Raw genomic sequence first — 12,698 nt, 5'->3', positions numbered from 1 at the left:
AATTTTCATGTTAATAGACCCATGGGCATCATCACAAGTAGATTATGATAAACTTGTAAACCAATTCGGAATAAAAAAATTCCAAGATATTATAGGAAAAATAAATGAACCCTCAAGATTAATGAGAAGAGGAGTAATATTCGGACACAGAGACTATGATAAAATAATACCATTAGCAAACCAAAAAAAAGAATTTGCAGTAGTGACTGGAATGATGCCAAGTGGACAAATGCATATAGGACACAAAATGGTATTGGACCAATTAAAATGGTATGCGGATAAAGGTGCAACATTATCATTACCTATTGCAGATATGGAATCATATGCAGCAAGAGGAATAAGTTTAGAAAAAGCAAAAGACATAGCAATAAACGAATACTTAACAAATTATATAGCATTAGGATTGGACTTAACTAATGAAAAAATAAATGTTTATTTACAATCACAAAATAACTTATTAAAAGATTTAACATTCAAAATCAGTAAAAGATCCAATTTCAATGAAATGAAAGCAATTTATGGATTCACACAATCCACAAATTTAGCACATTTATATGCACCACTAACACAAGTAGCAGACATATTACTCCCACAAATACCTGAAAATGGAGGGCCAAAACAAGTCGTTGTACCTGTAGGTGTTGATCAAGACCCTCATATTAGATTAACACGTGATATTGCGGATAAAATGAATGAAGAATACAAATTCAAACCACCAGCAAGCACATACCACAGATTCCTCACAGGATTAACTGGTGGAAAAATGTCAAGTAGTAAACCAAAAACTGCAATATATTTAAATGATACACCAAAACAGGCTGAAAAGAAAGTAAAAACAGCAAAAACAGGTGGAAGAGAAAGTTTACAAGAACAAAAAGAATTAGGTGGAAAACCAGATGAATGTGTAATTTATGAAATGTTAGTATACCACCTCATTGATTCTGATAAGGAATTAAATAAAATCCATGAAGATTGTAAAAATGGAACATTACTTTGTGGAGCTTGTAAAGCAAGAACCAGTCAATTAATGAAAGAATTCTTTGAAGACTTACATGAAAAACAACCAGAAGCAAAAGAAATAGCTAAAACACTATTCTAAAAATAATAAAGGTTTTTAATATAATGACAAATATAAAAAATTATCTAAAAATAATTGGAAGAGAAGTAAAAGCGGCATTCACTGAAAATAAATATATAATTTTAATAATAGCTGCAATATTTATAATCACAGCACTTATAGGGTTTTTCTTTGCAGCAAACTTACAAACATTGATGAATCCAGTAGTTCAAACTTTCCAACAAAGAATTAGTTCAGGACAAGTAACATTAACTACTCATAGTTTATACTACAATAATGTAATAGCTACATTAACAATATATGTGGGATCATTACTAATGGGTGTATTTGGAATATTAGCTATAATTGTAAATGCATTACTAATAGGATTTTATGCTGCAATATACAATGCACATAACCAAATAATATTATATTTATTACTTATACTCCCTCATGGAATATTTGAAATTCCTGCATTAGTTATAGCAAGTTCTGGTGGATTTGTAATGTTAGCATTTATTATAAAATTCTTAATTAATTTAATATCTCCAGATTATACTTATACTGAAATATTTGATCCAGTATACAACCAAGATAAAATTACATTAAAAGAAACACTTAAAATGTCTTGGAGAAAAAATGGTAAAATGTTTAAACAATCTATAATTTTACTTATTGTTGCAGTAGTGCTTTTAATGATTGCAGCATTTGTTGAAGCTAATATCACTAAACCTTTAGCTTTCACAATTTTTAAATATTTCTTTGGATCTGTATAAAAAATAAATCTCTAATAATTTATTTTTTTATTTTTCTTTTAATTTCAAATACTTATTTTCAACTTTTATTAAATCTTTAAGCTTAAAAATATCATAATAAAAAATTTTTTTTAAATTTTGAATAGTTTTTTATATTATGAAAAAATGAAATAAAAAATGAAGTATTATTAATTTTATTTAATAAAATCTTACAAAAAAAATATTTTGAAAGTGATAAAAAATGATAAGATGTGTATCCTGTGGAGAAGAATATGATGATGATGAAATCATCTACAATTGTAAAAAATGTGGTTCAATCTTAGAAGTTGTAACAGAAGATTATGATATTCCAAAAGAAACATTTGAAGGTAGAAGAGATAATTTATGGAAATATAAAGAATTTTTACCTGTTGATGCTGATAAAAAAGTTTCTCTTGATGAAGGGGGAACACCTTTTGTCCCATGCCCTACTTTAGGTGAAGAATTAGGTATAGATTTATATGTTAAAGTTGAAGGTTCTAATCCTACTGGAAGTTTTAAAGATCGTGGAATGACTCTCGGTATGACTAAAGCAATGGAACTTGGTGTTGATACTGTTGGATGTGCAAGTACTGGTAATACCTCAGCATCTCTTTCAGCTTATGCTGCTCGTGCTGGAAAACGTTGTATTGTATTCTTACCTTCAGGTAAAGTTGCTCTTGGTAAATTAGCTCAAGCAATGTTCCATGGTGCAGAAGTAGTAAGTATAGATGGAAACTTTGATGAAGCATTAAAAGCTATGACACAATTAGCTGAAGAAAAATATTTATACTTATTAAATAGTATTAACCCATACAGATTAGAAGGACAAAAAACTATAGGTTATGAAGTTGTAGATCATCTTGGTTGGGAATCTCCTGATCGTATTGTTTTACCTGTTGGTAATGCAGGTAATATTTCAGCTATATGGAAAGGTGTATCAGAATTCCATGAAGCTGGTTTTATTGATGATTTACCTATGATGACAGGAATCCAAGCAGAAGGAGCATGTCCAATAGTTAATGCTTTCAATCAACATACTATGAAAATGACTCCAGTTGAAAATCCTGAAACTGTTGCTACTGCTATACGTATTGGTGCACCTGTAAGTAGTATTAAAGCTTTACATGCAATATATGATAGTAATGGATTTGCTCAAACTGTTTCTGATGATGAAATTTTAGCAGCTCAATTAGAACTGGCACGTAAAGAAGGGGTTGGTGTTGAACCTGCTAGTGCTGCAAGTATTGCTGGGGTTAAACGTTTAGTTAATGAAGGTGAAATTGATAAAGGTGAAAAAGTAGTATGTATTGTCACTGGACATTTACTTAAAGATCCTAATACTGCTATTAATGCTTGTACTAAACCTAAGGAAGTTAGTGCAGATTTAAATAAAATTAAAGAACTTTTACTTAATAAGTAATTTTCTATTTTCCTTTATTTTTTCTATTTTTTTTAATTAATTGTATCTTTATAATAATTTTAAATATTTTTTAGCTAGAATATTTACTCTTAAGCCCTATTTTTTCGATATATTTATATATAAGAAATTATTATATTTATTACTAAAAATGAGGTGAAAAATATGAGTGAATTACCAATTGCCCCAATAGGCAGAATTTTAAAAAAAGCTGGTGCTGAAAGAGTATCTGATGATGCAAAAATTGCATTAGCTGAAGTAATCGAAGAATGTGGAGAAGGTATCTCTCAAAAAGCTGTTGGATATGCTCGCCACGCTGGTAGAAAAACTGTAAAAGCTGAAGATATTAAATTAGCAACTAAAACTTGCTAAGTTTATTTAATATTTAGGATTAATGAAGATTTAATTATATTTTCATTTTTCCTTCCAACTTTTACTTTAAAATCTTTAATATTCTTTTTTTAATAAAAATTTTTAATCAAATTTATACTCTCTCTTTTTCATCATATAACCATAAAGTATATAATATCTGAAAACATAATTAATTATGTATATCATTTAGATTTATTTTAATTTCTAATAAATAATAGATCATTACCCTAATTTTTTATAATAAAAATTCAATATTTTATTTAAAATAATTTCTTTTAATTTTAATTTAATCATTATTAATTTTTATCATATTTAGGTAATAATGCTGTAAGATAATACAGATAATAATTGGAAAATATATGTTATGAGTATAAAAAATAGAATATGGAACCCTATGGCATTTTTCATAAGTTTATTTATGTCACTTTTAATGCCTCTTATAGTAGCAGTCCCTTTTGGTAATATGAGTTTATATACACTTTTCAGCCAATGGGTAATCAGATGGATAATAGCTTATTTTACAGTTAACTTAGTAGTTATTCCTGTAAGTTTAAGACTTGCGCAACACTTTTTCACATTCCCTCCACATGGTAAGTTATGGAATCCTGTGGCTTTCTTCATAAGTTTATGTGAATCATTTATAATGCCTTTTATATTAGCTTATGTATTTGGTGGAATGCCATTAAGTATACTAATTTTTGGATGGCCGTTTAGATGGGTTGTTGCATACTTATTAGTAACTGCATTAGTAATGCCTTTAAGCATTAAATTAGCAGAATACTTCTTTAATTTTGAATTTCCTGGAAGAGTTCAATCCCCAGAAAGTTCATAATTTCAAAATTTAATGAAAAAATTTAAATAATCCTATATAATACATAATATAAGGATTATTAAAAAATTTATTCACTCTTTTTTTAAATATTTTATAATCCTTAAAGAGTTAAGTATATAAGGTATAACAACTAAATTTAATATTGTCTAGTTCTCTAGAATTTATTTCATAAATCCTAAATTTTAGAAAATATATTATTAGCTAATTTTTACTAATAATATTCATTGAAAATATATAAACAAAAAAATAAATTAATGGTTTATATTATTTAGTGATATGAATATAATTTCATGAGTTATAGATTAAAACTAAATATTTGTGACAATTTAATAAAATATTAAAAAAGTCACTGTTTTGATTATTATAACCACAGAAAAAATACTTATTTTAAAACTGTGCAGTTATAATAATTTGCCGATGGATGGCAAAAAATTCACGCCAGATGAAAAAGGAGGTAAATTAATATGGCAAACATTTATGTAAAATTTGACACCCCAGAAGAAATAGCTCAAAAAACCGAAGAAGCTTTAGAATCAGCAAAAAATACCGGAAAGGTAGCAAAAGGAACTAACGAAGTAACTAAATTTATTGAAAGAGGTGACGCAAAACTTGTCGTTATCGCTGAAGATGTAGATCCTGCTGAAATTGTAGCACATTTACCATTACTCGCAGAAGAAAACGAAATTCCTTACGCATACTTACCAACTAAAGAAAAAGTCGGTGGAGCTGCAGGATTAAGCGTTGGAACCGCATCAGCTTGTATTGTAGATGCAGGTGAAGCAGAAGATTTAGTAAACGAAATTGTTGAAAAAGTCGCTGAACTCAAAGAATAATCACATTCTCTGTTTTCCAGTATAATATAAACAGGAGGATAAAAAAATGAATGACGAAGGAGTTCCAGCAGAAGTCATAGAAGTTTTACACAGAACTGGTATGACTGGAGAAATCATGCAAGTAAAATGCAGAATTCTCGATGGAAGAGACAAAGGAAGAATTTTAACAAGAAACATCATGGGCCCTGTACGTAAGGGAGATGTTTTGATGTTACTCGACACAATTAGAGAAGCTAAAGAAATTAGAACCCCATAAATTTAAATAAAATTTATTTAATTTTAAGGTTCAAAATATTAACTGCTTAATCTATAATATATTTAGAAGGTGTAAGAACATGAGAACTTGTTCATTCTGTAACAAAGAAATAGAAGAAGGTACTGGAAAAATGTACGTTAAAAAAGATGGAAGCATCTATTTCTTTTGTAGTAGTAAATGTGAAAAAAATATGATACAACTTGGAAGAGTTCCAAGAAAAGTTAAATGGGTTAAAGAATGATGGAAAAAAGCTTTGTAATGATGAAGCCTGATGCAGTCGCAAGACGCTTAATGGGTAAAATATTAACAAGATTTGAAGAAAAAGGTCTCCAATTAAAAGCAATAAAACTAATGACTATAAGTGAAGACTTAGCTAAAGAACATTATGGAGAACACAGTGAAAAACCATTCTTTAATGATTTAGTAGATTACATCATTAGTGGCCCTGTACTTGCAATGGTCATTGAAGGAGACGATGCAATAAGCTTAATCAGAAAAATGGTTGGCGCAACTAATCCTCAAGAAGCAGAACTCGGAACCATCAGAGGAGATTATGGAATCCAAACTGGAAGAAACATAATCCACGCTTCAGATGCACCGGAATCTGCTGAAAGAGAAATTGGTTTATTCTTTAATGAAGATGAAATAGTAGATTATGATATGGTAGATAACACTTGGATTTATGAAGAGTTATAATCTAATATTTTAATTATACAAACCCATACATCATTAAAAACTCAAAAAAATTTAATAAATCATATTAATTAATTTTTTAGAGAATAAAAAAAAAATTTTACGGAAAAAAAGAAAAGACTTTTTTTTTGATGAGGAAACTATTAAAAAAATAACATTAAAGAGGAGTGGAGTAAAAATGAAGATAAGATCACCAATCATATCTGTATTAGGTCATGTAGATCATGGTAAAACCACACTACTAGACTATATCAGAGGAAGTACTGTGGCTGATAGAGAAGCTGGTGGAATTACACAGCATATAGGAGCAACAGAAATTCCTATAAGTACTATTAAAGATATTTGTGGAAACTTCATATCAAAACTCTCTATTAAAGATACAATTCCAGGTTTATTTTTCATAGACACTCCAGGACATGCAGCATTCACATCACTAAGAAAACGTGGAGGAGCTTTAGCAGATTTAGCAATACTTATAGTGGATATAAATGAAGGTTTTAAACCTCAAACTATTGAAGCAATAAATATCCTTAAAATGTATAAAACCCCTTTTGTCGTTGCAGCTAATAAAATTGATAAAATATTTGGTTGGGAATCCCATCCGGGAAATTCATTCACACAATCATTTCAAGAACAAGCACCTAGTGTGCAACAAGATCTTAATCAAAAACTGTATGAACTTGTTGGAGAACTACATAAATTAGGTTTTCAATCAGAAAGATTTGATAGAATAAGCTCCTATGCAAGTCAAATATCAATAATTCCAGTTAGTGCAAGCACTGGTGAAGGAATAATAGAATTAAATGCAATGCTTTTAGGTTTAGCTCAAGAATATTTAACACAACAGTTAGAAATACATGAAAATGCACCTGCTAAAGGTACAGTTCTTGAAGTTAAAGAAGAAACAGGATTAGGAATGACAATTGACACTATCATTTATGATGGGGTTTTAAGAACTAATGATGAAATAGTTTTAATGCTTAAAAATGAGATATTAACAACTAATGTTAGATCTATACTTAAACCAAATCCTTTAGAAGAAATGCGAGATTCTAAGAAAAGATTCCAAAAAGTTGATGAAATTGTCGCTGCAGCAGGAGTTAAAATAGCAGCACCTAACTTAGAAGATGTAGTGTCTGGTTCACCTTTACGTGTTATTAATGATGAAGAAGATGTTAAAAAAGAAATCCTAAAAGAAATTGAAGATATCACTATAGACACTGAAGAAAATGGTGTTTTAGTTAAAGCAGATACTTTAGGTTCACTTGAAGCAGTTGTTAATATACTTAATCAAGAAAAAATTCCAATTAGATCTGCAGATATTGGAGATGTTAATAAAAAGGATGTTATTAAAGCATCTATCTCACAAAAAGAAGATCCTGATCATGGGGTAATTATTGCTTTTAATGTTGATGTTCATCCAAAAGCAAGAAGAGAACTTGAAGAAACATCTCTTAAATTATTCCAAGGTAATGTAATTTATAAATTAACTGAAGATCATCATGATTGGTTAGAAGAAAGAAAGAGTGCTGTTAAAAAACATTTACTTGATTCTTTAATAAAACCAGCTAAAATTATGATTCTTCCTAAACTTATTTTCAGACAATCAAAACCTGCTATTTGCGGTATTGAAGTTTTAAATGGTACTGTAAAACCCGGTTATATTTTAATGGATGAAAATGGTAATAAAGTAGGTTCAATAGCTAGTATGGAAGATAAAGGTGAAACTTTACCAAGTATGAGTCGTGGTCAACAAGTTGCAATGGCAATTAATGATGCTATTGCAGGTAAAGACTTTGAAGAGGGAGATAGCTTATACGTGGATATTCCTGAAAAACATTTTAAAGTTATTGAAAGAAAATTCAAGGATAAATTAAATGATGATGAATTAGCTTGTTTAGAAGAATTTGTACGTATTAAACGTAAAGATGATTTTGAATGGGGTAAATTCGGTTTATTTGAATAAATTTAACAATAATTTTTCTAATTTTATATTAGAAAAATCATTTTACTAAAATTATTAAACATTTTAAAAATTAAAAAAAATAATGGAGGAATTTATTTGGCATTCAAAATAGTTGTTTCAGATAAAGCAGAAACTTATCAAGTTGAAGCTGAAGATGCTAAACAAATTGTAGGCTTATCTCTTGGTGAAGAATTCGATGGTAATGTCATAGGATTAGAAGGATACACTCTTAAACTCACTGGTGGTAGTGATAAAAACGGTTTCCCTATGAGACGTGATATTTCTGGACCAAGAAGAGTTAGAAGTCTCTTATCTAATGGAGTAGGTTACAATCCAAAAAATAATGGTGTTAAAAGACGAAAAACTTTAAGAGGAAACGTCATATCTGATGATATAGTTCAAATTAACACTATTGTTACTAAAAATGGTAGCAAATCATTAGCTGAAATCTTAAATCCTGAAGAAGAAGCTGAAGAATAGTTATAATATTTTTTTAACTATTTTTCAATTAAATTTTTAATTTTATTTAATGAAAACTCTTAAAAAGAATTTAAATTAAATATAATAATTATAATTTATACAATAATATAAATTTAAAAAATAATAAATATATAAATAGATTTTTAACGATTATAAAAAAAGAGGGTAATAGTTTTTTTTAAAACAATTCCTTTTTTTATCACTTATATACGAAATAAAAAAATTAAATAAAAAAAATAATTAGCAGGTGTAATCTGTGACAGTACAATCTGATGTAAACATAGGCTTAGTGGGTCATGTCGACCATGGTAAAACAACTCTTACCAAAGCATTATCTGGAGTATGGACAGACACTCATAGTGAAGAAACTAAAAGAGGAATATCTATCCGATTAGGATATGCAGATATAGAATTTAGAAAATGTCCAAAATGTGACGAGCCTTTATGTTATACTACTAAAAAAACTTGTGAGCATTGTGGAAGTGAAACTGAACTTTTAAGACAAGTATCTTTTGTTGATGCTCCAGGACACGAAACTCTTATGGCTACCATGTTATCTGGTGCAGCTATAATGGATGGTGCAGTATTAGTAATCGCTGCAAATGAAAAATGTCCTCAACCACAAACAAAAGAACACTTAATGGCTCTAGATGTAATTGGAGTAAAAGATGTAGTTGTTGTTCAAAACAAGATAGACATTGTCCCAAAAAAGAGAGCAATTGAAAGTTATAAAGAAATACAAGAATTTGTAAAAGGTACCTGTGCAGAAAACGCACCAATCATCCCAGTTTCAGCTCAACAAGGAGCAAATATGGATATATTAATTGAAGCTATGGGTGAAGTTATAAAAACTCCAGAACATGATATTGAAAAACCTGCACGTATGTATGTAGCAAGATCATTTGATATAAACAAACCAGGTTCACCTCCTAAAAAACTTCGTGGAGGAGTTATAGGTGGAAGTCTCATTCAAGGAAAACTTAAAGTTGGAGACACTATTGAAATCCGCCCAGGAATCAATATCGGTGAAGGTAAACATTCTAAATGGATTAATCTTAAAAGTGAAATTGTTGGTTTAGAAGTAGGTGGACAACATGTTGAAGAAGTAGGTCCTGGAGGATTAATAGGAGTAGCTACAAAACTTGATCCATCATTAACAAAAGCTGATACTTTATCCGGTTCTGTTGCAGGTAAAGAAGGTTCCTTACCAGATGTATTACATAACTTCAATATGAAAGCAAACTTATTAGATCGTGTAGTTGGTACTAAAGAAGAAAGAGAAGTTTCCCCAATTAAATTACATGAACCATTAATGATAAATTGTGGAACAACTACTACAATTGGAGTAGTAGATGAAGTTTCCGGTGATGATTTCCACGTAAACTTAAAACTCCCTGTATGTGCAGATAGTGGTGACAGATTAGCACTAAGTCGTAGAGTTGGAGCACGTTGGAGATTAATAGGTTTCGGTATTATCCAATAAAAAAATTTTTAATACAATATATAAATATAAGAGGTATTAAATATCATGGAAAATCAAAAAGAAATAATATTAGATACGAATTTTTCATGATTCCCTTTCAGTTCAATATAGATATAATTGATGAACTTGAAAAAGCCTTTCCCTCTTATAAATTAACAACCCCTCAATTCGTTATCAATGAATTAAAAGGTTTAAAAAGAAATCAAAAAGGCAAAACTAGGGTAGAAGCAGGATTAGCTTTAAAATATGCACAATCATCTAAAATAAAAATAAAAAACATATCATTACAAGAAAAAGAAACTGTAGACGATGCTTTGATTAGAGTAAGTAAAGTTTTAGCCACAAACGATAAAGAATTAAAACAAAGGGCTAAAAATCAAGGAAGAACGATCGTTTACTTAAGACAAAAAAGATATGTAGCAGTAGATGGTTATATTTAAATAAAATATTTCATACTAATATTAAATAAAATATTTATTGACAAAAAAGATAATGGTGGCAAAAAAATGAATTTATGGAAAGATTTAAAACCAGGAGAAAACATACCAGACGAATTCAATGCAATAATTGAAGTTCCTAAAGGCTCTCGTAACAAATATGAATATAATAAAGAAGCTGAAGCATTTGAATTAGATAGAGTATTATATTCTCCCGTACATTACCCAGCAGATTATGGTTTCATACCACAAACAACTTATGATGATGGCGATCCAATGGATGTATTAGTAATGATGCAACAACCAACATTCCCAGGATGCTTATTAAAAGTAAGACCTGTAGGTATAATGGGTATGATTGATACTGGAGAAAAAGATTATAAAATACTTGCAGTACCTGTAGATGATCCAAGATTTGCAGAAATACAAAATATTGATGATGTGCCTGAAGCATTTAAAAAAGAAGTACAACATTTCTTCAGTGTATATAAAAATTTACAAGGTAAAAAAGTAGATGTTTTAGATTGGGAAGATATTGATGCTGCAAAAACAGAATTAGTACGTTCTATCGATATGTATAAAGAAAAATACTAAAACAGAGAAATTATAAATAATAAAAGAGAAAAGAAGGGATAAATTTGTATTATATGAGTAAAATTCAAGACACAGTAAGAATCCCACCTTATAAATTTGAAGACCCTCTTGATGATGTTGCTATTCAAACATTAAACGATGAATATAATGGTGTTTTAGATAAAAAATTAGGTTTAATGGTAGCAGTAACAAGTATCGATGAAATCGATGATGGTGTACTCATAATGGGTGATGGAGCAGCTTACCATCATGTAACATTCAATGCTATCTTTTACAAACCAGAACAACAAGAAATTGTTGAAGGTGAAGTAATAGAAATAGCTGAATTTGGAGCATTTGTAAGAATTGGACCAATGGATGGTCTTGTTCATGTTTCTCAAGTAACTGATGATTATATTAATTATGATTTCAAAAGAGGAGCACTTCTTGGTAAAGAATCTAATAAATCTTTAGAAGAAACTAACCGTGTAAGAGCAAGAATTGTTGCTCTTAGTCTAAAAGGAAAATCTGTTAATGATACACGTATAGGGTTAACTATGAGACAAAATGGTTTAGGTAGATTTGAATGGATTGAAGAAGAAAAAAACAAGAATAAAAAAGGTAAGAAGGCTAAAAAATGAGTGAAAAAGCATGTACCTCTTGTAAAATGTTAACTTCTAAAGAAAGATGTCCTGTTTGTAAAAACCCTACAAGCTCAAATTGGAGTGGATTAGTAATCATAACTGATCCTGATAATTCTGATGTTGCTAAAGAATTAAATATATCTCTTAAAGGCGAATATGCATTAAGAGTTAGATAATTAATTAAAACTTTTCATAAAAAAAAATTTGTCAAATTACTAAAAGAATATAATTTTTTTTAATTATTCTTTTTAAATATAAATATTAAATATATAATTAAATTAAAACATAATTAGAGGTTAAAATCTTGTTTATATTAAATAATGATATGATATCAGAATTCAAAAAACCACTTGGAAAATTATATCCAAATTTTGAGGATGCGATTCCTGATATAAAGAAAGCAGATTTTTTAATCTCAGTAGGAGATCAAACTACTAAAAATTTAAAGGATAACGATTTAACACCACATCTTGGGATAATTGATAATCGTATACAAAGAAAAGATCATTCTCATGATTTAATACAAAATAACATTCTTGAAGTAAATAATCCCGCAGGAACAATTACAGATGATCTATGGGAAACCATAGAATCTGCTATTAAAGCTATCAATACTGATGGACTTAAACGTCAAATTGTAGTTAAAGGGGAAGAAGATCTTGCAGTTCTTCCTTGCATCTTGATTGCACCTGAAGATACTATTATATTATATGGACAACCAAATGAAGGTTTAGTTTATGTAAAAGCTTCAGATGTTAAATCTAAAGCAAAAGAATTAATGTCTTATAGTAAACATTAATATGCTTTTTATTAAATAAAGAAAACCCCAAAAAATTAATAATAATTGGATATTTTAAATATAAAAAATAAATATATAAT

At 28.9% G+C, this 12,698-nt stretch carries 17 protein-coding genes; all 17 read left to right on the top strand.

Going from position 1 to position 12,698, the window contains the following annotated elements:
• Positions 1 to 7 precede the first annotated feature (7 nt).
• Complete coding sequence (locus tag ACA135_RS05295) at positions 8 to 1,099, top strand: tryptophan--tRNA ligase (RefSeq protein WP_409197721.1); 1,092 nt, start codon at positions 8 to 10, stop codon at positions 1,097 to 1,099.
• Positions 1,100 to 1,122: 23 nt separating this feature from the next.
• Complete coding sequence (locus tag ACA135_RS05290) at positions 1,123 to 1,833, top strand: stage II sporulation protein M (RefSeq protein WP_409197720.1); 711 nt, start codon at positions 1,123 to 1,125, stop codon at positions 1,831 to 1,833.
• A gap of 220 nt (positions 1,834 to 2,053) precedes the next feature.
• Positions 2,054 to 3,253, top strand: a complete 1,200-nt coding sequence (thrC, locus tag ACA135_RS05285; RefSeq protein WP_409197719.1) for a threonine synthase — start codon at positions 2,054 to 2,056, stop codon at positions 3,251 to 3,253.
• A gap of 138 nt (positions 3,254 to 3,391) precedes the next feature.
• Positions 3,392 to 3,622, top strand: coding sequence for a histone family protein (locus tag ACA135_RS05280; protein ID WP_409199093.1), 231 nt, complete (start codon positions 3,392 to 3,394; stop codon positions 3,620 to 3,622).
• A 364-nt stretch (positions 3,623 to 3,986) separates the two neighbouring features.
• On the top strand, positions 3,987 to 4,454 hold the full coding sequence (locus ACA135_RS05275; RefSeq protein ID WP_409197718.1) for a hypothetical protein: 468 nt from the start codon (positions 3,987 to 3,989) through the stop codon (positions 4,452 to 4,454).
• Between the two features lie 464 nt (positions 4,455 to 4,918).
• Positions 4,919 to 5,287, top strand: a complete 369-nt coding sequence (gene rpl7ae / locus ACA135_RS05270) for a 50S ribosomal protein L7Ae (RefSeq protein ID WP_409197717.1) — start codon at positions 4,919 to 4,921, stop codon at positions 5,285 to 5,287.
• Positions 5,288 to 5,333: 46 nt separating this feature from the next.
• Positions 5,334 to 5,543: a 30S ribosomal protein S28e gene (locus ACA135_RS05265; protein ID WP_409197716.1), complete on the top strand. Its 210-nt coding sequence runs from the start codon at positions 5,334 to 5,336 to the stop codon at positions 5,541 to 5,543.
• 79 nt (positions 5,544 to 5,622) lie between these two features.
• Positions 5,623 to 5,784, top strand: a complete 162-nt coding sequence (locus ACA135_RS05260) for a 50S ribosomal protein L24e (protein WP_409197715.1) — start codon at positions 5,623 to 5,625, stop codon at positions 5,782 to 5,784.
• A complete protein-coding gene (gene ndk / locus ACA135_RS05255; protein WP_409197714.1) occupies positions 5,781 to 6,239 on the top strand; it encodes a nucleoside-diphosphate kinase in 459 nt (152 codons plus the stop codon). Before ACA135_RS05260 ends, ndk begins: the two co-directional genes overlap by 4 nt.
• 175 nt (positions 6,240 to 6,414) lie before the next feature.
• Positions 6,415 to 8,202, top strand: a complete 1,788-nt coding sequence (gene infB / locus ACA135_RS05250) for a translation initiation factor IF-2 (protein ID WP_409197713.1) — start codon at positions 6,415 to 6,417, stop codon at positions 8,200 to 8,202.
• A 96-nt stretch (positions 8,203 to 8,298) separates the two neighbouring features.
• Positions 8,299 to 8,682 (top strand): 30S ribosomal protein S6e, encoded by a 384-nt coding sequence (locus ACA135_RS05245; RefSeq protein WP_409197712.1) that lies wholly within the window; start codon positions 8,299 to 8,301, stop codon positions 8,680 to 8,682.
• A gap of 256 nt (positions 8,683 to 8,938) precedes the next feature.
• Positions 8,939 to 10,165 (top strand): translation initiation factor IF-2 subunit gamma, encoded by a 1,227-nt coding sequence (locus ACA135_RS05240; protein WP_409197711.1) that lies wholly within the window; start codon positions 8,939 to 8,941, stop codon positions 10,163 to 10,165.
• 86 nt (positions 10,166 to 10,251) lie between these two features.
• A complete protein-coding gene (locus ACA135_RS05235) occupies positions 10,252 to 10,605 on the top strand; it encodes a PIN domain-containing protein (protein ID WP_409197710.1) in 354 nt (117 codons plus the stop codon).
• 66 nt (positions 10,606 to 10,671) lie between these two features.
• On the top strand, positions 10,672 to 11,196 hold the full coding sequence (locus tag ACA135_RS05230) for an inorganic diphosphatase (RefSeq protein ID WP_409197709.1): 525 nt from the start codon (positions 10,672 to 10,674) through the stop codon (positions 11,194 to 11,196).
• A 53-nt stretch (positions 11,197 to 11,249) separates the two neighbouring features.
• On the top strand, positions 11,250 to 11,816 hold the full coding sequence (locus ACA135_RS05225; RefSeq protein WP_409199092.1) for a DNA-directed RNA polymerase: 567 nt from the start codon (positions 11,250 to 11,252) through the stop codon (positions 11,814 to 11,816).
• Positions 11,813 to 11,995, top strand: a complete 183-nt coding sequence (gene spt4 / locus ACA135_RS05220; RefSeq protein WP_409197708.1) for a transcription elongation factor subunit Spt4 — start codon at positions 11,813 to 11,815, stop codon at positions 11,993 to 11,995. The genes ACA135_RS05225 and spt4 overlap by 4 nt, the downstream gene beginning before the upstream one ends.
• Before the next feature lie 149 nt (positions 11,996 to 12,144).
• Entirely contained in the window at positions 12,145 to 12,618 is a 474-nt protein-coding gene (locus ACA135_RS05215; protein WP_409199091.1) for a GTP-dependent dephospho-CoA kinase family protein, read from the top strand.
• Positions 12,619 to 12,698: the final 80 nt, after the last annotated feature.

Origin of the sequence: Methanobrevibacter acididurans (assembly GCF_046197875.1) — an archaeon.
Classification (GTDB): domain Archaea; phylum Methanobacteriota; class Methanobacteria; order Methanobacteriales; family Methanobacteriaceae; genus Methanobrevibacter_A; species Methanobrevibacter_A acididurans.
This window is presented reverse-complemented; position numbering and strand designations above follow the sequence as displayed.

What these genes read in the sequence shown, in the direction of transcription:
- ACA135_RS05295 (WP_409197721.1), top strand. Translation starts at nt 8, where the DNA reads ATGTTAATAGACCCATGGGCATCATCACAAGTAGATTATGATAAACTT.
- ACA135_RS05290 (WP_409197720.1), top strand. Translation starts at nt 1,123, where the DNA reads ATGACAAATATAAAAAATTATCTAAAAATAATTGGAAGAGAAGTAAAA.
- thrC (WP_409197719.1), top strand. Translation starts at nt 2,054, where the DNA reads ATGATAAGATGTGTATCCTGTGGAGAAGAATATGATGATGATGAAATC.
- ACA135_RS05275 (WP_409197718.1), top strand. Translation starts at nt 3,987, where the DNA reads ATGAGTATAAAAAATAGAATATGGAACCCTATGGCATTTTTCATAAGT.
- rpl7ae (WP_409197717.1), top strand. Translation starts at nt 4,919, where the DNA reads ATGGCAAACATTTATGTAAAATTTGACACCCCAGAAGAAATAGCTCAA.
- ACA135_RS05265 (WP_409197716.1), top strand. Translation starts at nt 5,334, where the DNA reads ATGAATGACGAAGGAGTTCCAGCAGAAGTCATAGAAGTTTTACACAGA.
- ACA135_RS05260 (WP_409197715.1), top strand. Translation starts at nt 5,623, where the DNA reads ATGAGAACTTGTTCATTCTGTAACAAAGAAATAGAAGAAGGTACTGGA.
- ndk (WP_409197714.1), top strand. Translation starts at nt 5,781, where the DNA reads ATGATGGAAAAAAGCTTTGTAATGATGAAGCCTGATGCAGTCGCAAGA.
- infB (WP_409197713.1), top strand. Translation starts at nt 6,415, where the DNA reads ATGAAGATAAGATCACCAATCATATCTGTATTAGGTCATGTAGATCAT.
- ACA135_RS05235 (WP_409197710.1), top strand. Translation starts at nt 10,252, where the DNA reads ATGATTCCCTTTCAGTTCAATATAGATATAATTGATGAACTTGAAAAA.
- ACA135_RS05230 (WP_409197709.1), top strand. Translation starts at nt 10,672, where the DNA reads ATGAATTTATGGAAAGATTTAAAACCAGGAGAAAACATACCAGACGAA.
- ACA135_RS05225 (WP_409199092.1), top strand. Translation starts at nt 11,250, where the DNA reads ATGAGTAAAATTCAAGACACAGTAAGAATCCCACCTTATAAATTTGAA.
- spt4 (WP_409197708.1), top strand. Translation starts at nt 11,813, where the DNA reads ATGAGTGAAAAAGCATGTACCTCTTGTAAAATGTTAACTTCTAAAGAA.
- ACA135_RS05215 (WP_409199091.1), top strand. Translation starts at nt 12,145, where the DNA reads ATGATATCAGAATTCAAAAAACCACTTGGAAAATTATATCCAAATTTT.